Raw genomic sequence first — 18,639 nt, 5'->3', positions numbered from 1 at the left:
AGCGTCAACCCGCCATGCTGGCGGCATGAACCAGCGGCGCACGCTCTCCTGAGCAGGGCAGGATCAGGGGCATGCTGACGATCGGGCAACTGGCGTCGTACGCCGGTGTCACCGTGCGGGCGGTGCGGCACTACCACCAGATCGGCCTGCTGCCGGAGCCGGAGCGCGACGCGTCCGGCTACCGGCGGTACGGCGCGAGTGCCGTCGTCGCCCTCCTGAAGATTCGCGCCCTGGCCGACGCCGGGGTGCCACTCTCCGAGATCACCGCGCTGCTGCGGGCGGACGAGGCGGATTTCGCCGCGGCGATCCATCGCATCGACGGCCGCCTGTCCGACGACATCAGCCGGCTGGAGACCAGCCGCAAGCAGATCGCCCAGCTGGCCGCCGGAAACAGTGGCGGCCTCCCGCCGGAGGTCCTCGCCTATCTCGACCGGCTCCGGGAGATCGGGGTGTCCGAGCGCGTCGTGGAGGCCGAGCGGGACGGGTGGATCCTGGTCGCGGCCCGCTGGCCGGAGCAGGTCCGCGCGTGGATGCCGTCCAAGTTCGCGCAGCTGGAGGACCCGCGGATGGTCCGGCTCTATCTGGTCCTGTCCACGCTGGTGGAGGGCGGCCCGCCCGGCGAACGCCTGACCGAGGAGGCCGCCCACCGGCTCATGGAGGAGGCCGCCGACATCATGGCGGAGCTGTCCGAGGAGGCCTACGCCGCGGGCGAGACCGCCGGCCAGGGCGATCCGGCGGACGACCTGCCGTACGACTTGCTCGACGCGCTCGCCGACGAGGCCCATCCCGGGGCCCGGCTGATGCGCGATCTGATGCGCGAGCGGGGCTGGACGAGCTGGACCCGGCAGGAGAAGCTCCCGGAACGGACCTGACTCCGCCCTGATCGTCAGCCGAACCGGCGGGCGAGCCAGGGCAGCAGCGCGTCGCCCTGCAGACGCTGGAACGCCCGGACGGTCGGGATGCCCGGCGGGGGCGGCTGGCGGGCGCCGTCCAGGAAGAAGCCGGTGAACCCGGCCAGCACGCCGGTCAGGTCGGCCGGGTCCACCCCGGCGGCGAGCGGCAGGGCGGACAGCAGCGCCTCCGGGTCGTGACCGCCGTGCACCTGCACGTTGACCAGGACCAGCAGGCTGTCCAGCCAGGCCGGCCCGCGGCAGGCCCACGGCCAGTCGACCACGGTGACGCTGCCATCCGGGCCGATGAGCAGGTTGTCGGCCCGGATGTCGAGGTGGCAGAGGGTCTCGCCGGCCAGCGCGGCCAGCCCCCGGTCGGCGGCCGCGTACAGCTCGGGCAGCCGGGTCCGCGCCCACGGGTCGAGGTCGGCCGGTGGGTCGTCGGCGAGCCGCCGCCAGCCGCCGAAGTCGTACGCGAGTTGGTCGGTCGCGGTGGTGACCACCGCGGCGGGGGCCGGGGTGAGCACCCCGGCCATCGCCTCCAGGGTGGACAGCGCGGCGGCCAGCTCGCCGGCGTCCCACGGGGTGACCGGGTGGCGGCCCTCGACGTCGCTGAAGACCAGCGCGATCCAGTCGCCGTCGTCGTGGCTGCCGAGCAGCCGGGGCGCGGGCGCGGCCGGCGGCAGCGCGGCGGCGATCCGCGCCTCGGCCCGGTGCAGGGTGGGGCTGCGGTCGTTCTGCCTCGGGCTGACCGCCTTGACGAAGGCCCGCCGGCCACCGGCGGTGCGGATCCGGTCGGCGGTGCCGGGGGAGAAGCCGCCGTGCTGCGACTCCGCGGCCACCACCCGGTCGCCGAGGATCTCCTCGACGGCGGCGCGGACGGGCGCGGGCAGGTCGCTCCAGCGGATCCGGCTCTTCGTCAGGCTGGTCACCGCCCCACCGTGCGCGACCCCGCCCGGCCGCGGCAACCCGATTACCGCGGCCCGGCGGTGTAGCGGAGCATGACCAGGCCGCTGTCGAACGGCCGGGTCTCGGTCAGGGTGAACCGGGTCGGCGTGAAGCCCCGGTCGGCCAGCGGGATGCCACTGCCGGCCAGGGTCGGGTGGAGCTTGACCACCAGCTCGTCGACCTCGTCGAGGAGCTGGCCGGCGAGTTGCCCGCCGCCGCAGAGCCAGATGTCGCCGCCGGGTTGCCCCTTCAGCTCGCGGACGAAGGCCACCGGGTCGCCGGCGACGATCTCCACCTGCGGGTCGTCGGACGGGGGCAGCGAGCGGGAGAAGACGTACTGCTTGAGGTGCGCGTAGGGGCTGGTGACGCCGAGCTTCAGCGCCGGGTCGTAGGTGGCCCGGCCCATGAGCAGGGTGTCGAAGCGGCCGGCCGGCGGCGAGGCGACGCCGAACTGGGCGTGGGTGAAGGTGGGGAAGGTCTGGGGCCACTCGGCGGTCAGGTGGGCCGCCACGTCGGGCTCCAGCGGGAGGAAGTCGTAGGACCCGTCGGGGGCGGCGATGAAGCCGTCGAGGGTGCTGGCGACGTAGTACACGAGCTTGCGCAAACCGACTCCGATGTCCGGGAGCAACCACGACGGCTGTCGTGGTCGAGAGAGAATGTACAACACCTGTCGTGGTTATTGCTAGGGTGCTGCCATGGTCAGAAATCCGGAACGCCGTACCCTGCTCGCCGACGCCGGGTTGCGGGTGCTCGCCGCGGCCGGCGCGCGCGGGCTGACCCATCGGGCCGTGGACGCCGAGGCGGGCGTGCCCACCGGCACCGCCTCCAACTACTTCCCGTCCCGGGCGGCGCTGCTCGCCGGGCTGGCCGAACGGATCTTCGACCGGATGGCGCCCGACCCGGCGGTGCTGGCCGACCTCGGCGGGCGCGAGCCCTCGCTCGCGCTGGTCACCGACTACCTGCGCTACATCGTCGAGCGCACCACCCGCGAGCCCGACCTCACCCGGGCCCTGTTCGAGCTGCGACTGGAGGCATCCCGGCGCCCCGAGCTGCGGGCCGCGCTCGGCGACGTCCTGCGCCGGGGGTACGCCGACGACGTCGCCTTTCACGTCGCCGCCGGGCTGCCCGGCGGCGCCTTCGAGATCGCCCTGCTGCACTACGCCGTCGACGGGCTCCTGCTCGACCTGCTCACCACCTCGATCGACGCCGGGTTCGACGCCGACCAGGTGGTGTCCGCCCTGGTCTCCCGTCTGGTCGGTGGGGCCGGGCGCCTGACCTGATCCGCGCCCCGGGTTGCCGCACCGGGGCCCGGCCGACCGGGCGATCGAGGAACGGGGCGTCCGAGCTACCCGGCGTCGTGCGAGGGCTCCCCGGTGCGCGACCCGGCCGACGGCCCTCGCAGGTGCCGGGCCAGCTCGTCGTTGCGGCGGAGCGCCGCACCGAGGGCCCGCAGAGCCATGTAGAGCGGCATGGAAGCGCCGGCCGCCACGTCCTCGGGCAGGCAGTCCAGCGAGTCCGGGTCACGGCGCAGCCGTTCCAGGTCGATCGGGCAGTCCACGGTCAGGCGTTGGACGTACGGCGTCTCCACCAGCCGCACGTCGGTGCCGTGGAGATCGTCCGAGGAGACGTCGAGCATGGTCAGGCCCACGTACTCGGGCTTGGCGCCCCGGTTGAGCCACCGGAAGTAACCCAGCACCCAGGTCCGTCCGAGCTGGCGCGGGGCGAGATGGCTCTCCTCCATCAGCTCCCGGCGCATGGCGGCGGCCAGGAACTCGACGAAGGATTCCCCCGCGGGTCGGTCGTGCACATCGATCAGGTCCACCGAGCCCGAGCCCGCCGGCGCGGCGAGCCCACCGCCGCTCACCGTGGCCTTGGGCTGCTGCCAGCCCAGCACGAGCTTCCGGTCCGTGGTCACCGCGAGCGTGGAGACGCCGATGACGTTCGCCAGCCTGCTCTCGGTGAGCGTCAGCAGCCGCCCGTCCTCCGCGTAGGGCAACCGGCTGCCGTCCAGGTGGACCGCACCGGTCCGGCGATCCACCACCCGCCACCCGACGAGGTAGTTGGAGCAGATCAGGGAGTAGTAGTCGGTGCCGCTCAACCGGACCTCGCCGCTGCGCAGCAGCTCCGGCGTCAATTCGTCGTCCTGGCGTATCAGCCGCCCGTTGAACATCGTCCCGCGGCGGACCCGGGCGGCCAGGATCGCTCCGGTGTGGGCGGCCACCCGCTTCGGCAACACGTGGCGGTCGGCCGACCAGAGATAGTCCGCGTCCGCGTCGCGCAGGGCCTCGTCCACGTCGGGCCGGCACCACGCCACCTCACCCGGGTCGGTGGGAAGCTGGACCAGGCCGGCCGGGGCGACCACCGGCGGCGCGGGCGGTGTCCGGCTCCGCACGAGCGCCACACTGCCCCGGCGCAGGGCCGCCCACTCCGGTGCCAGCAGGATCACGGACAGCAGCACCCCGGCCAGCCCGGCCAGCAACGCCGGCACCGATCCGAGCGGAGTCGACACCAGCCCCGCCAGGCCGAGCAGGAAACTGACCACGGCCGCGTACCAGGTCCACCGGCGCGGGGCCAGCGCGAGCCGCAGCTGCCACCGACTACGGACCCCCACCAGCAGCAACCAGAGTCGCGCCTGGCGCAGCCTGGAGGCCGACAGCCTTGCCATCCCCGCACTCCTGTTCCCGCCGCGAACCCCCGGCCCGGGCGCAAAGGCTAGCGGAGAACTTCCCGACCGGCTGTCCGGTTTCAGCATGGGTCGCCCCAGGCATGTACCCCAGTCCACGGGGAACGCGGGCCGGGACGCACCTGGGGAGGAGCGACGATGACGGATGGCACCGGACTGACCATCGGTGTGCTCGGCTCGTACGGCGGTCGCAACCTCGGCGACGAGGCGATCCTCACGGGCCTCCTGGCCGACCTGCGTCAGCAGGAGCCGAACGCCCGGATCATCGTCTTCTCCCGGAACCCGGCGCACACGGCCCTGGAGCACCCGGACGTGGAGGCGGTGCCCTGGGAGGGCGTCAGCCGGGTCGACTCGGCGGCGGTCCTGGCCCAGCTCGACCTGCTTGTCCTCGGCGGCGGCGGGATCCTCTACGACAAGGAGGCCCGGCGCTACCTGCGGGTGGTCCGGGTCGCCCAGGAGCGCGGCCTGCCGCTGCTGACGTACGCGGTCGGGGTCGGCCCGCTCAGCGAAGGAGTGGACACCGGGATGGTGCGGGAGACCCTGGGCCAGGCCACCGAGGTGACCGTGCGGGACCAGGAGTCCCGGATGGTGCTGGAGGAGGCCGGGCTGCTGAACCCGATCACCGTCACCGCCGACCCGGCGTTCCTGCTCACGCCGGAGGAGTTCCCGGAGAGCTGGCTGCGCGAGGAGGGTGTGCCGGCCGGCAAGCAGCTGGTCGGGCTGAGCGTCCGGGAGCCGGGCCGGGCGGCGGAACGCCTGGACGTCGACGGCTACCACCGCCTGCTCGCGCAGATCAGCGACTTCCTGGTGCACCGGATCGACGCGTACGTGCTCTTCGTGCCGATGGAACGCGACGACATCCGGCACTCGCACGGGGTGATGTCGCACATGATCGCCGCCGAGCGGGGGCGGATCCTGCACAACGACTACTCGCCCCGGCAGGTGCTTGGCCTCATGAAGCACTTCGACCTGGCGGTCGGCATGCGCCTGCACTTCCTGATCTTCGCGGCCATGATGGGCACCCCGTTCCTGCCCCTGCCGTACGCCGGAAAGGTCTTCGACCTGGCCCAGCGGCTCGGGGTGCCGGCGCTGCGCGGCGTGGAGCGTGAGGTGGAGGGCCCGTTGCTGGCCGAGGTGGACCGGTTGTGGGACGAGCGCGAGGCGCGGGCCGACGAGACCGCCCGGCGGGTGGCCGCCGTGTGCGAGCAGGCCCACGGCACCTCGCAGGTCACCCGCGGCGTGCTGGAGAGCCTCCGGTCCCGGACGCTCACCCGGGTCACGGCCTGAGCGGCCGTCAGGCCGCCGGCCCCCGGAAGCTGTAGACCCACGTGCCGTCCTGCTTGTCGTCCGACTGCAGCTCGTAGATCTGGGCGTGCGCCAGCCCCTCCGGCCCGACGTGGTGGTGGGTCAGCGGCGGGCGGCCGTTGCTGTCCAGCTCGACGGTGACCACCTCGCCATCGGCCGTGCCGCCCATCAGGGGGATCTGCACCGTGGATGCCATGCGCCCATCCTGCCCCGCGGATCGCCGGCCCGCAGCGGGATGAGGGGCAGCGCGCCGGCGGGCCGGGCGACTAGGTTCCGGGGATGGCGGAACCGACGATCGACCCCACCCTCGGTCCGGTCCTCGCCCGTACGGGCGACGAACGGGCGATCCTCGAATCGTTCCTCGACTTCCACCGGGCCACGGTGCTGCGCAAGGCGCGCGGCCTCACCGACGCCGAGGCGGCCCGCCGCCTGGTGCCCTCCCGCACCACCCTCGCCGGGCTGCTCAAACACCTCGCCCTGGTGGAGCGGAACTGGCTGCCCTGCCTGTTCGCCCCCGAGCCGGGCGACGTCTACCTGACCAGCGAGGCCGACGCCGAGGCCAGCTTCGCGCTCGACCCGGGCGAGACGGTGGACGGGCTGGCCGACGCCTACCGGGCCGCCTGCGCCCGGTCCCGCGCCGTCGCCGCCCGGTTCGACCTCGACCACGTGGTGCCGCACCCGCAGCTCGGCGAGGTGTCGCTCCGCTGGGTGCTCGTGCACCTCGTCGAGGAGACCGCCCGGCACGCCGGCCACGCCGACATCCTGCGCGAGCTGACCGACGGCGAGACCGGGGCAATCTGACCGGGCTCAGTCCCGGGGCAGCAGGCCGGCCGGATATTCCATGCCGTCGTGGGTGCAGGCGGCCGCGGCCACCCGGGCGGCGTAGCGGGCCGCGTCGAGCGGGCCGGCGCCGCGCAGCCGGGCCGCGACCAGGCCGGCGGCGAACGCGTCGCCCGCGCCGTTGGTGTCGACCACGGCTGCCGGTGGGGTGGTCGCGGGCACGTGCAGCGGCGGCGTGTCCGGGCCGTGCAGGGTCGCGCCGGCCGCCCCGCCGGTCACCAGCACCGTCCGCGGCGCCAGCCCGGCCGCCACCTTGCCGGCCCGGTCGCCCAGCCGCACATCGCTGACGAAGACCAGGTCGGCCGCCTCGGCGAAGGGCCGGTGGTAGTCGTTCTCGCCGTCCCAGTCGTGCAGGTCGGTGGAGAGGGACACCCCGGCGCCGAGGGCGGCCCGCACGGTCGGCAGCGCGTCCCGGGCCCAGTCCATGATCGACACGTGCACGTGCGCCGCCCCGCGCACCAGCCCGGCCAGCTCCGCCTCGCCGAACGGCGCCGGACCGGACCACGGGCGCGGGTCGTAGAGCGACATCCGCCGGCCGGCCGGGTCGACCAGGTTCACCGACCGGCGGGTGCCGGCCGGGGCGTCGGCCAGCACGGCGCGTACCGAGGTGCGGGCCAGTGCCGCCCGGACCACGTCGCCGGCCGGGTCGGCCCCGATCACGTCGACCAGGGCCACCCGCAGGCCGAGCGCGTGCGCGGCCAGCGCCACCCCGGCCCCGGTGTTGCCGACCCGCAACTCGATCGGCGGCACCGCCAGCGAGTCGGCGGCCGGCAGCGGCAGGGCGGGCACCTGGGCTCGGATGTCCACGCCCAACCCGCCGATCACGAGCAGATCGACCATGGCGCCGACAGTAGTCCGCGCCGGCCGCCTATCCTGGCCCCGGGCGTCGTCGAGGGGGAGTGCGTGCTGGTCATCCACGGGTTGTGGCTGTCCGGGCGCGGGCTCGCCGTCTGGGCCGAGGACAGCACCCGTCCGGCCCGCGCGCCCCGCCGGCCGGGCCGTGCCCCGCGCGAGCGGCCGCACCCCTTCGCCGCCCACCACGCCGCCCTGGCCGCGGCGCTCGGCGGCCCGCCGGGCGCGCCGGCCGCCGTGCTGCTCGACCTGCCCACCCGGGCCGGCTCGCCGCTGGACTCACCCGAGCTGGTCCGGACCGCCGCCGGGGAACCGGTCCGCGGCCCGGTCACCCGCGCCGGCTGGCGGGTTCCCGCCCTGGTGTACGCCCCGGACGCCGCGTTCGCCCTGCTCCGGGCGCTGGAACCGGAGGAGGCGGTGGCCGGGGCGAGCCTGCGCCACCTGGCCGAACTGGCCGACTTCGCCGCCGACCTGGTCACCCGCGGCCGGCTGCTGCCGTGCGTCGCCGGTTCCGCTCCCGGCGTCGACGCCACTCGCGCCGATGGTGGGCCGCGGGGCCTGCGGGCCGTCGACGACTCGGACGTGGTGATCGCCTCCGCTGTCTGGCGTCCGCTGCTCACCGGCACGGACGCGGCCTGGGCCCGCTCGCTGGCCCTCGCCCTGCCCCCGGCCGCCCGCGCCGCCCGCGGGTGGCACCCCGTCGCCTCCGCACCCACAGAAGCGGGCCCCGGCCATGTGACGGTGGTGGGTGACGTCGAGCTGGGGGACCTGGTGGCCGGGGCGTTGGATGCGCTGGTGGACGCCGCCGCCCGGGCCGCACTCGCCGACACCCGGTTGCCCCGCGGCATGCGCCCGGGCGGGCCGGTGCCGGCCTGGCTGGCCGCGCTCACCGGCCCGGAGCGTGCCTTCGCCGCCGAGCCGGCCGCCCTGGACACCCTCCGGGCCGAGCTGGACGCCTGGCAGCGCGACGCCGCCGGCGGCCCGGTACGGGCCGCGTTCCGCCTGGTCGAGCCGGCCGCAGACCCGGTGGCCGAACTGGTCGAGGGCGGCGCCTGGCGGGTCGAGTTCGGCCTGCACCCGACCGACGAGCCGGGGCTGGTGATCGACGCCGCGCACATCTGGCAGCGGCCGGCGCCCGCGCTCGCCGCCCGTGGCGTCGACCCCCAGGAGACCCTGCTGGCCGAGCTGGGCCGGGCCAGCCGCCTCTGGCCCGAGCTGGACGCCGCGCTGCGCACCGCCACGCCGGAGGGGATGGAGCTGGACGCCGACGGCGCGCACCGGTTCCTCCGGGAGGGGGCGCCCGTGCTGCACGCGGCGGGCTTCGGGGTGCTGCTGCCCTCCTGGTGGCGGCGTTCCTCCTCCCGCCTCGGGGCGCGGCTGCGGGCGCGCAGCCGGACCGCGCCCGGCACGGTGGCCGTCGCCGCCGGCGGGCTCGGGATGGACGCCCTGGTCGACTACCGCTGGGAGGTGGCCCTCGGCGACCAGCCGCTGACCGCCGAGGAGCTGGCCTCGCTCGCGGAGCTGAAGTCGCCGCTGGTCCGGCTGCGCGGCCGCTGGGTCGAGCTGGACCCGCAGCGGCTGGAGGCCGGGCTGCGGCTGCTCCGCTCCTCCGGCGAGCTGACCGTGGCCGACCTGCTGCGGATGGGGCTGGCCGGGGCCGACCGCCCCGGCGAGCTGCCGGTGCTGGAGGTGGCCGCGGACGGCGCGCTGGGCGAGCTGCTGGCCGGGGAGGCGGAGCGGCGGCTCAGCCCGGCCGACCCGCCTCCCGGGTTCGCCGGGACGCTGCGGCCGTACCAGCGGCGGGGCCTGGCCTGGCTGGCCTTCCTCCAGTCGCTCGGGCTGGGCGGGATCCTCGCCGACGACATGGGGCTGGGCAAGACCGTGCAGTTGCTCGCGCTGCTCGCCGGTGACCCGCCGGAGGCCGGGCCCACGCTGCTGGTCTGTCCGATGTCGCTGGTCGGCAACTGGCAGCGGGAGGCGGCCAGGTTCGCTCCGGACCTGCGGGTCCACGTGCACCACGGCGCCGAACGGGCCCGGGGCGAGGCGTTCGCCGCCGCCGTGCACGCCGCCGACCTGGTGCTGACCACCTACTCGGTGGCCGCGCGGGACGCGTACGAGCTGGCCGGGATCGACTGGCACCGGGTGGTGGTGGACGAGGCGCAGGCGATCAAGAACGCCTCCACCCGGCAGGCCGAGGCGGTGCGGTCGCTGCCCGCGCGGCACCGCGTCGCGGTCACCGGCACGCCGGTGGAGAACCGGCTGGCCGACCTCTGGTCGATCATGCAGTTCGCCAACCCGGGCCTGCTCGGGCCGGCCGCCACCTTCAAGAAGACGTTCGCCGAGCCGATCGAGCGGCACGGCGACGCCGAGGTGGCCGAGCGGTTGCGCCGGATCACCGGCCCGTTCGTGCTGCGCCGGCTCAAGACCGATCCGTCGATCATCACGGACCTGCCCGAGAAGCTGGAGATGGAGGTGCTCTGCAACCTCACCGCCGAGCAGGCGGCGCTCTACCGGGCCGTCGTCGACGACATGATGGCGAAGATCGAGTCCAGCGACGGCATCGAACGGCGCGGGCTGGTGCTGGCCACCATGACCCGGCTCAAGCAGGTCTGCAACCACCCCGCCCAGCTGCTGCACGACGGCTCCGCCCTGCCCGGCCGCTCCGGCAAGCTGGAACGGCTTGAGGAGATCGTCGACGAGGTGCTGGCGGCGGGGGAGCGGGCCCTGCTCTTCACCCAGTACGCCGAGTTCGGCGGGATGCTGCGCGGTCACCTGTCGGCGCGTACGGGCCGGGAGGTGCTGCTCCTGCACGGTGGGGTGGGCAAGGCCGAACGGGACGCCATGGTGACCCGCTTCCAGTCCCCGGCGGGCCCGCCGCTCTTCGTGCTCTCCCTGAAGGCCGGCGGCACCGGGCTCACCCTGACCGCGGCGAACCACGTGGTGCACGTGGACCGCTGGTGGAACCCGGCCGTCGAGGACCAGGCCACCGACCGGGCGTTCCGGATCGGCCAGCGCCGCCGGGTGCAGGTCCGCAAGTTCGTCTGCGCCGGCACGGTCGAGGAGAAGGTGGCCGCGATGATCGCCGACAAGCGGAGCCTGGCCCAGCGGGTGGTGGGCAGCGGCGAGCAGTGGGTCACCGAGCTGTCCACCGACACCCTGCGCGAGCTGTTCGCGCTGGAGTCCGGGGCGGTGGTCGAGTGACCACACCGGACGGAGGATCGCGCTTCGCCGAGTTCGGCCCGCCGCGGCGGGTGGAGGGCGGGCTGAAGGCGCGCAGCACCAGGGGCGCCATCGGACGTTCCTGGTGGTCCCGCCGCTTCCTGGAGGTGCTGGAGTCGTTCGCGCTCGGCACCCGGCTCACCCGGGGCCGGGCGTACGCGCGCCGGGGGCAGGTGCTCCGGCTCGACGTCGCGCCCGGGCTGGTCACCGCCAGCGTGCAGGGGTCCCGGCCGGATCCCTACCCGGTGCGGATCGGGCTGGCCGCGTACCCGGACGGGGTGTGGGAGCGGGTCGAGGGGGAGCTGGCGGGGCAGGCGTTCTTCAGTGCCCGGCTGCTCGCCGGTGACCTGCCGGCGGAGCTGGAGGAGCTGTTCGCCGCGGCGGGCGCGCCGCTCTTCCCGGCCGCCGTCGGCGAGCTGGACCAGCGCTGCGGCTGCCCCGACTTCGCGGTGCCGTGCAAGCACCTCGCGGCGACCTTCTACCTGCTCGCGGAGGCGTTCGACGCCGACCCGTTCCAGCTCCTGCACTGGCGCGGGCGGTCCCGGGGCGAGCTGCTCGACCGGCTGCGTACGCTGCGCGGCGCCGCCGCACCGGCCGTCCCGGTGGTGGCCCCGGACGGGCCGGGCGCGGACTCCGGGCGGGCGCGGCCCGTGGCCGGTGCGGGTCGGGTGCTGGTGGGGCTGCCGGCGGTCCCTCCCGACGAGGAGGTCGACCGGTTCTGGGTGTCCCCGGTGGCGCTGCCGGACCGGCCGCCCACCCTGGCCACCGGACCGGAGCTGCTGCTGCGCCAGCTCGGTCCGCCGGGGGCCGCGATCGGCGGCCCCGGCCTCGTCGAGCGGCTCCGCCGGGCGTACCGGGTGTTCGGCCGCGGCGAGGCCGGGTCGGACGACCCGGGCTGACCGTCGCCGGCGGCGCCGCGGTCATAGCCAGCGTCGGCGGAACCGCCACATGAGGCCGGCGTTGGCGACCAGCACCACGGCGCAGATCGCGCCGGCCAGCCGTCCGGCCAGTACGGTCATCGCCGGCAGCGAGGCCCACAGCACGATCGTCAACAGCATCAGGTACCGGCCTCGGCGGCCCCGGGCCCGGTGGTCGAGCCGGGCGAAGAACTGCGGGTCACTTTCCCGCAGTTGGCGGGTGATCTGTTCGAACCTGCGCTGATCCTCTTTGCTGAGCATGGCGGTGCCTTCCCCTCACGGCTTCAGCGGTTCGGCGGCATACCCGGAACGGAGGCGGGTCACGCGCTGCTCCCACCGCTACTTTCGGCGGGGCCGGACAGGCTCGCACGCACCGGCCGGAGACCTCAGCACAGGCTTATCCGTGCCTTAAGTTTCCCTCAGTGGTTGAACGCCGCCAGCAGCGTCGCGAGGGGCGGAAACGTCACGTCCGGGCGGGGACCGCCCGGGTCGGCCCTGCTCCGGAGGTCGCCGCGCACCGACCGTCGCGCCGGCCGCCCGGCGGGCGGCCTGAGCACCGTCTTAAGTGCCCTCGCGGGTGCAATCGGCGCGTCTTGAGCGCCCGGAGACGCATGGCTACTTTCCCGTAGCAACTCCTCCGGCAACCGTCGCCGCCCCTCCGCCCACCCCCGGGTGGCAGGCGTGCCGGCGCTCGAAGAAAACGGGAAGCTACATGGCCGACCTGAACGTGCCACCGCGTCGCCCTCGGGACGATCGCGGCTGGGACGGATACCAGCACCCCCATCCGGACGGGTACCGCGACAACGCCATGCCGTACGCCGGTCCCGGCGGCTACACCACCCCCGCGGCGCCGACGTCCGGCCCGCAGTGGGTCGGGCCCGACGGTTTCGCCGGTGGCTACCCCCAGCCGTCCGGCGGGTACGCCCCGCCGCCCGCACCGGGACTGCCCAACCTGGACGACGACGGCGACGAGCCGCGCCGCGGCCGCCGGCGGGCCCTCGCCGCGATCGGTGGCGCCGCGGTGGTCGCCGGCGGTGCCGCCTTCCTGTCGCCGCAGGTCCGGGGCCTGTTCTCGGACGACGCGGTGGCCGGCGACGCGACCGGCACCGTGGTCACCGACGGCACCGCCGCCCGCCCGAGCGGCCAGCAGCCCAGCACGGTGCGCACCTACACCGAGCAGAACGAGAGCTACATGGGCTCCCGGGCCGGCGCGGCGCTCAAGCGCAACGCGCCCTCCGGCGGCCGGGTCTTCGCCAGCCCGGCGGCCGCCGCGGCGGCCACCCAGGTGACCGTCAAGACGGTGCTCGCCAAGGACCCGATCCGCCACCTGGCCAGCCGGACCACCTTCGGCCCGACGCCGAAGGTGCTCGCCGACATCAAGCGGCTCGGCATCGACGACTGGCTGCGCCAGCAGCTCCAGCCGGAGAAGATCGCGCCGACGAAGGCCGAGTTGAAGCTGGCCGAGCTGCCCACCCTCAAGCTGACCCCGACCCAGCTCCGCGACCAGCGGGACCAGCTCAACGAGCGGGGCGCCCAGCCCGAGCGGGAGACGGTGGACGCCACCATCGCCCGGCAGATCTGGTCGGACCGCCAGCTCTTCGAGGTGATGGTCGACTTCTGGAACGACTTCCTGCACGTGGCGGCCGACTTCGACGGCGGCGAGATCTACCGCAACTCCTTCGACCAGGACGTCATCCGCAAGCACGCGCTGGGCAGCTACCCGGAGATGCTGGTGGCCGCCAACAAGCATCCGGCGCTGCTCATCTACCTGAACCAGACCGACTCGCGCAAGGACGCGGTCAACGAGAACCTGGCCCGGGAGAACCTGGAGCTCTACTCGGTCGGCGTCGACGGCGGCTACACCGAGAAGGACGTCCGCCAGGCCGCCATGCTCCAGACCGGACGGGGCGTCGCCGACGGCAGGTACCGGTTCTTCCCGGAGCGGCACTACGTCGGCAAGGTGAAGATCCTCGGGTTCAGCCACGCGAACAACTCGACCGACCCGAAGGTCGCCGACAAGGTGATCGACCAGTACATCACCTACATCGCGCTGCACGCGTCGACCGCCCGGTACGTGGCGAGCAGCCTCGCCACCCGGTTCGTCTCGGACACCCCGCCGAAGTCGCTGGTGGACCGGCTGGCCAAGGCGTACACGACGAACAAGGGGCAGATCCGGCCGGTGCTGGCCACGTTGTTCAGCTCGTCGGAGTTCTGGGCCTCCGTGGGGCAGAAGGTCCGCCGCCCGATGGAGTACCTGGTGGCCACCTACCGGTCGCTGGGCGTGGGGCCGGAGGCGTCCGCGGGCTTCGACGGCGACAAGCGGCGCACCCCGTTCGCGCAGGGGCTGCGGCAGGTCCAGGACAAGATGCGCGAGCTGGGCCAGTACCCGATGGGCAAGCCCACCCCGGACGGTTACGCCGACGTCTACGTGGCCTGGACCTCCGCCGGCACCATGGTCGACGGCTGGAACGAGGCCGGCGACCTGATCGCCGCCTACCGCAAGCAGTTCACCTACGTGCGGCCGGAGAAGCTGGTGGCGAAGCCGCCCGCGACCGCCGGGGCGTACGTGGACGCGCTGGCCCAGCGGCTCGTGCACCAGAAGCTGAGCGCCAAGGAGAAGGCCCTCGTGCTCGGTGTCGCCGGGGTGTCGGCGGGCACCAAGGTCGACGCCACCTTCAACGGGGCCATCGCCGCGGTCGCGCGGACGATCCTCGCGTCCCCCCAGCACCACCTCCGGTGAGGCATTCGATGGAGATGACCGTGAACCCGTACCCCCTGCACCCCGAATGCCCCGACCTGCGGCGGCTGGCCGACAACCCGGCCGAGGCGCTGCTGCGCGCGGAGGCCGACATCGTCGCGGCCGAGAACGCCGCCGAGGCGGACCGGTACCGCCGGCTGGAGGAGCTGGAGGAGGCCCAGCAGGACGGCCGGGGCGTCACCCGCCGTACCTTCGTCGCCGGCGCGGCGGCCACCGCGACCGCCCTGGCCACCGCCCAGTTCGTCACGACCTCGGCGTCCTTCGCGGCGACGAAGACCGGCACCCTGATCCACGTCTTCCTCTACGGCGGGCTGGACGGGCTGAGCCTGGTCGCCCCGGCTGACGACCCGGTGCTCGGCAGGTCCCGCCCGGACCTGCTGCTCGGCAACGACTCGCTGGCCCTCGGCCGTGGCTTCAAGCTGACCAGCGCGTTCGCCCCGCTGGAGAAGTGGCTCAAGGCCGGCCAGCTGGGCTTCGTGCCGGCGGTCTCCGACCCCCGGCTGTCCCGCAGCCACTTCCAGGCCGCCGACGCCTGCAACCTGGGCGGGCTGCCCGGTGAGACCGGCGGCCGGGGCTGGCTGGACAGCCTGGTCGACACCCTCGGCAAGGGCACCGCGTTCCGCAGCGTGGGCATCGGCAGCACGCTGCCCCGCTCGCTGGTCGGCGTGAACGGCGCGATCTCCCTCAACAGCGTCGGGGAGCTGCGGCTCAACGGCGACGACCGCTTCCGCGCCGCCACCGAGAAGGCGATCCGCGGCCTGTTCACCGGGATCAACCACCCGGTGGAGGAGGCGGTGAGCGAGGGGATGGGCGCGCTGGCCACCGCGCAGAAGCTGGCCGCGAAGCCGTACGCGGCCGCCGCCGGGGTGAAGTACGAGGGCGTCGGGTACGCCTTCCAGCAGCTCGCCCAGCTCATCAAGGGCGGGGCGAACGTCCGGGTGGCGACGGTCGGCATGGGCGGCTACGACACCCACGAGAACCAGGGCACCCGCGAGGGCGGCCAGCTCTGGCGCCGGCTCAACGAACTGGCCAACGCCATGGCGGCGTTCTTCACCGACCTCGGTGACCGGGCCGCCGACGTGACGGTCATGGTGTCCAGCGAGTTCGGGCGGCGGGTCGCCTCCAACCAGGGCGGCACCGACCACGGGCACGGCGGGGTGGTCACCATCCTGTCCGGGCGCAAGCTGGCCGGCTCGCTGCTGGGCACCTGGAACGGATTGAACGATCTCGACAGCGGAGACGTACCCGAGTACAACAACATGTTCAACGTCTACGGGTCGGTCGCGCAGGGCCGGTTCGGACTGACGACCGCGCAGGTGGACAAGGTCTTCCCCCGGCAGAAATACACCCCCGTGAAGTTGTACGCGTGACGTATCAGGACACCTACGCCGCCGGCCGTCGCAGCGGGGCACCCGCCCCGCACGGCGGCCGTCCGGCTGCCCCCGTGCCGCCGGGCCGGCCGCGTCGCGGGCCCGGCGGGCGGCGGGTGCTGGCCGCCGCCTTCTGGCTCGGCCTGGTCGCCGCGGTCCTGCCCTGGTGGCTCGCCACCCCGCCCGGCTCGCTGGCCGACACCACCCACGTGCTCACCGCGTCCGGCCGGATCACCGGCCTGGTCGCCGGCTACCTGCTGCTCGTGCAGGTGCTGATGATGAGCCGGCTCGGGGCCCTGGAGCGCTGGCTGGGCGGCGAGCGGCTGTCCCGGGTGCACCGGGACCTCGGCGCCACGCTGCTGGTGGCGGTCCTCGCCCACCTGGCGCTGCTGGTGGTCGGCTACGCCCGGCTGGAGCGCAATTCGATCCTCGGCCAGGTCGGCGCCCTGCTGACCCACTACGAGGACATGGTCTCCGCCTTCGTGGCGACCGGCATCATGGTGGCGGTCGGGCTCACGGCGGTCCGGGGCATCCGTCGCCGGATGCCCTACGAACTCTGGTACCACCTGCACCTGACCAGCTACCTCGCCCTGCTGCTCGGCTACGGGCACCAGTTCGGCAACGGCGCCCAGCTCTACGAGCCGGGGCCGGTGCGCACCGGCTGGATCGCCGCGTACCTGCTGGTGGTGGCCGCGCTGGTGTGGGGGCGGCTGATCGCCCCGCTGCGGTTCAACCTGCGGCACCGGCTGCGGGTCGCCGACGTGGTGGCGGAGAGCCCGGACACCGTCTCGATCTACCTGACCGGGCACCGGCTCAACCAGATCGACCTGCTCGGCGGGCAGTACTTCCGCTGGCGCTTCCTCAACCCCGGCGGCTGGTGGCAGTCGCACCCGTTCTCGCTCTCCGCGGCGGGCAACGGCCGCTGGCTGCGGCTCACCGTGAAGGTCGTCGGCCGGCACACCGCCGACCTGCGGGATCTCACCCCGGGCACCCGGGTCTGGGCGGAGGGACCGTCCGGCACCTTCACGGCGGCGCACCGCACCCGGGAACGCGCCCTGCTGATCGCCGGCGGCAGCGGCATCGGCCCGCTGCGGGCCATGCTGGAGGAGCTGCCGCCCGGGGCGGCGCTGATCTACCGCGCCCGCACCCCGGCCGACGTGCTGCTGCACAACGAGCTGGACTGGCTCGCCCAGGCCCGGCACACCTCGGTCTGGTACGTCGTCGGCTCCCGCGACGACCCCGGCCCCCGCCAGGTGATGAGTCCCGAGGGGCTGCGCCGGCTGGTGCCCGACCTGACCCGGCGCGACGTCTACCTGTGCGGCCCGGGCGGTCTCGTCGAGGAGGCGGTCCGGGTGCTGCGCCGGGCCGGCGTGCCGCGCCGGCAGATCCACCTCGCCACCTTCGAGCTGTAGAGAGGCCCCGCCCATGCGTCGCGCGTTCCTCGCGATCACCGGCCTGGCCGCCGGCACCACCGCGCTGGTGGTGCTCAAGGGCGCACCGGGCACCGGTCAGGCCGCCCAGGAACGGCCGGTCGCCCAGGCCCCCGTCGCCTCCGCCGGCGCGGCGGCTCCCGAGCCGACCCCGGGCGGCGTCACCCCCTCCGCCCGGCCCGGCGCGTCGGCGAAGCCGACCGCCAGGGCGGGCGCGAGCCGCACTCCGGGCACCCGCGGCGGCACCACCGCCCGGGCCACCACCGCCGCACCCCGGACCACCACCCGGGCGCCGAAGGTCACCACCCGCACGGTGACCGGCCCGACGGTCGCCTACCGCTACGGCTCGCTGCGGGTGCAGATCACCCTGAGCGGCAGCCGGATCGTCGACGCCACCGGCCTCGACATGCCGGTCGGCGGTCAGGAGGGCCTGCGCGCCGACGACGTGCAGGCCCGCTACAGCGGCAGCTCGGGCGAGGTGGTCGCCAAGCAGAGCGCCAACCTGAACACCGTGTCGGGGGCCACCTACACGAGCACGGCCTACAAGCAGTCGCTCCAGGCCGCGTTGGACAAGGCGTGAGCGCGAGGAGTGGGCCGGGTTTGCGAGCCCCGCAGTCGCGAACGGAGATCGGCGCGGCATGAGGCCGGGCCTGCGCCGGGTCGAGCAGATCATGGGTACGGCGATCAGCCTCGACCTGGCCGACGACCTGCCCGCCGCGACCCTGCACGAGCTGGCCGAGGGCACCTTCGCCTGGCTGCGCGAGGTGGACGCGCGGTTCAGCACCTACCGGGCGGACAGCGAGGTGTCCCGGCTGGACCGGGGCGAGCTGCCGCTGGCCGGGGCGTCGGCCGACCTGCGGGCGGTGCTGGAGCGCTGCGCCGACCTGTGGACCGGCACCGATGGCTTCTTCGACGCGTACGCCACCGGGCGGCTGGACCCGTCGGGCTACGTCAAGGGCTGGGCCGCGCAGGTGGCCTCGGACCGCCTGGTCGAGGCCGGGGCCCCGAACCACTGCGTGAACGCCGGCGGTGACGTCCGGGTACGCGGCCACGCGGCCACCGGCGGCCCGTGGCGGATCGGCGTCCGGCACCCCTGGGACCCGGCCGCCACCTGCCTCGTGCTGACCGGCACGGACCTGGCGGTCGCCACCTCCGGCGTCTACGAGCGCGGCCACCACGTCGTCGACCCGCGCCGGGGAGCCCCGGCCGTGGGCCTGCGCTCGGTCACCGTGGTCGGCCCCGACCTCGGCGTCGCCGACGCCTACGCCACCGCCGCCGTCGCCATGGGCGAGCCCGGCATCGGCTGGCTGGACCGCCTGCCCGCCCCCTGGCGGCACGCGGTGGTGACGGACGACGGCCGCCTCCGGCACTCCCGCGCCCTGCCGGTGAGCACCTGACGTCGCGGGACGCGGGTCAGCGCAGCGGGC

At 74.7% G+C, this 18,639-nt stretch carries 16 protein-coding genes and 2 pseudogenes; 12 read left to right on the top strand and 6 right to left on the bottom strand.

The window, feature by feature from the left end; all coding sequences use genetic code 11:
- Window positions 1-71: 71 nt before the first annotated feature.
- The gene (locus tag F8274_RS07405) at window positions 72-872 is read left to right on the top strand and encodes a MerR family transcriptional regulator (RefSeq protein ID WP_151461537.1); all 801 of its coding nucleotides are present in this window, start codon (window positions 72-74) and stop codon (window positions 870-872) included.
- Between the two features lie 14 nt (window positions 873-886).
- Here F8274_RS07405 and F8274_RS07400 read toward each other — a convergent pair whose 3' ends face one another.
- Complete coding sequence (locus tag F8274_RS07400; RefSeq protein ID WP_192579742.1) at window positions 887-1,822, bottom strand: phosphotransferase family protein; 936 nt, start codon at window positions 1,820-1,822, stop codon at window positions 887-889.
- A gap of 41 nt (window positions 1,823-1,863) precedes the next feature.
- Window positions 1,864-2,442 (bottom strand): dihydrofolate reductase family protein, encoded by a 579-nt coding sequence (locus F8274_RS07395; protein WP_151461536.1) that lies wholly within the window; start codon window positions 2,440-2,442, stop codon window positions 1,864-1,866.
- 91 nt (window positions 2,443-2,533) lie between these two features.
- Between F8274_RS07395 and F8274_RS07390 the strand changes: the two genes are divergently transcribed.
- Window positions 2,534-3,118 carry a TetR/AcrR family transcriptional regulator gene (locus F8274_RS07390; protein ID WP_151461535.1) on the top strand — a complete coding sequence of 195 codons (585 nt, stop codon included), beginning with the start codon at window positions 2,534-2,536 and terminating at the stop codon, window positions 3,116-3,118.
- 65 nt (window positions 3,119-3,183) lie between these two features.
- On the opposite strand, the gene F8274_RS07385 is transcribed toward F8274_RS07390, so the two are convergent.
- Window positions 3,184-4,503: a hypothetical protein gene (locus F8274_RS07385; RefSeq protein WP_151461534.1), complete on the bottom strand. Its 1,320-nt coding sequence runs from the start codon at window positions 4,501-4,503 to the stop codon at window positions 3,184-3,186.
- A 156-nt stretch (window positions 4,504-4,659) separates the two neighbouring features.
- Here F8274_RS07385 and F8274_RS07380 point away from each other — a divergent pair, with 156 nt between their 5' ends.
- A complete protein-coding gene (locus F8274_RS07380; protein WP_151461533.1) occupies window positions 4,660-5,808 on the top strand; it encodes a polysaccharide pyruvyl transferase family protein in 1,149 nt (382 codons plus the stop codon).
- A 7-nt stretch (window positions 5,809-5,815) separates the two neighbouring features.
- Here F8274_RS07380 and F8274_RS07375 read toward each other — a convergent pair whose 3' ends face one another.
- The gene (locus tag F8274_RS07375) at window positions 5,816-6,022 is read right to left on the bottom strand and encodes a hypothetical protein (protein WP_151461532.1); all 207 of its coding nucleotides are present in this window, start codon (window positions 6,020-6,022) and stop codon (window positions 5,816-5,818) included.
- Between the two features lie 83 nt (window positions 6,023-6,105).
- On the opposite strand from F8274_RS07375, the gene F8274_RS07370 reads away from it, so the two are divergent.
- A complete protein-coding gene (locus F8274_RS07370) occupies window positions 6,106-6,627 on the top strand; it encodes a DinB family protein (RefSeq protein ID WP_151461531.1) in 522 nt (173 codons plus the stop codon).
- A 6-nt stretch (window positions 6,628-6,633) separates the two neighbouring features.
- On the opposite strand, the gene F8274_RS07365 is transcribed toward F8274_RS07370, so the two are convergent.
- Window positions 6,634-7,506: a carbohydrate kinase family protein gene (locus F8274_RS07365; protein WP_151461530.1), complete on the bottom strand. Its 873-nt coding sequence runs from the start codon at window positions 7,504-7,506 to the stop codon at window positions 6,634-6,636.
- A 63-nt stretch (window positions 7,507-7,569) separates the two neighbouring features.
- Here F8274_RS07365 and F8274_RS32550 point away from each other — a divergent pair.
- The 3 genes and pseudogenes from F8274_RS32550 to F8274_RS07355 all read left to right on the top strand — a co-directional run.
- Window positions 7,570-8,044 (top strand): annotated as a pseudogene (locus F8274_RS32550) (ATP-dependent helicase); the annotation flags it as partial.
- A gap of 65 nt (window positions 8,045-8,109) precedes the next feature.
- Window positions 8,110-10,719, top strand: a pseudogene (locus F8274_RS07360) (DEAD/DEAH box helicase); the annotation flags it as partial.
- Window positions 10,716-11,636, top strand: coding sequence for an SWIM zinc finger family protein (locus tag F8274_RS07355; protein WP_192579741.1), 921 nt, complete (start codon window positions 10,716-10,718; stop codon window positions 11,634-11,636). The pseudogene F8274_RS07360 and the gene F8274_RS07355, both read left to right, overlap by 4 nt.
- Window positions 11,637-11,657: 21 nt before the next feature.
- On the opposite strand, the gene F8274_RS07350 is transcribed toward F8274_RS07355, so the two are convergent.
- A complete protein-coding gene (locus F8274_RS07350) occupies window positions 11,658-11,915 on the bottom strand; it encodes a DUF3040 domain-containing protein (protein ID WP_151461528.1) in 258 nt (85 codons plus the stop codon).
- A 451-nt stretch (window positions 11,916-12,366) separates the two neighbouring features.
- Between F8274_RS07350 and F8274_RS07345 the strand changes: the two genes are divergently transcribed.
- The 5 genes from F8274_RS07345 to F8274_RS07325 all read left to right on the top strand — a co-directional run bounded on the left by F8274_RS07345 (window position 12,367) and on the right by F8274_RS07325 (window position 18,609).
- Window positions 12,367-14,394, top strand: coding sequence for a DUF1800 domain-containing protein (locus F8274_RS07345; RefSeq protein ID WP_151461527.1), 2,028 nt, complete (start codon window positions 12,367-12,369; stop codon window positions 14,392-14,394).
- Between the two features lie 14 nt (window positions 14,395-14,408).
- Window positions 14,409-15,782 carry a DUF1501 domain-containing protein gene (locus F8274_RS07340; RefSeq protein WP_225853652.1) on the top strand — a complete coding sequence of 458 codons (1,374 nt, stop codon included), beginning with the start codon at window positions 14,409-14,411 and terminating at the stop codon, window positions 15,780-15,782.
- Entirely contained in the window at window positions 15,779-17,194 is a 1,416-nt protein-coding gene (locus F8274_RS07335; protein WP_151461525.1) for a ferric reductase-like transmembrane domain-containing protein, read from the top strand. The genes F8274_RS07340 and F8274_RS07335 overlap by 4 nt, the downstream gene beginning before the upstream one ends.
- Window positions 17,195-17,207: 13 nt before the next feature.
- Window positions 17,208-17,792, top strand: coding sequence for an FMN-binding protein (locus F8274_RS07330; RefSeq protein WP_151461524.1), 585 nt, complete (start codon window positions 17,208-17,210; stop codon window positions 17,790-17,792).
- Between the two features lie 91 nt (window positions 17,793-17,883).
- Window positions 17,884-18,609: an FAD:protein FMN transferase gene (locus F8274_RS07325; RefSeq protein WP_151461568.1), complete on the top strand. Its 726-nt coding sequence runs from the start codon at window positions 17,884-17,886 to the stop codon at window positions 18,607-18,609.
- Window positions 18,610-18,639: the final 30 nt, after the last annotated feature.

The organism is Micromonospora sp. AMSO31t, from assembly GCF_008868175.1.
In the GTDB taxonomy this organism is placed as follows: Bacteria; Actinomycetota; Actinomycetes; order Mycobacteriales; family Micromonosporaceae; genus Micromonospora.
The sequence above is the reverse complement of the archived record's forward strand: the minus strand, read 5'-3'. Positions and strand labels throughout refer to the sequence as shown.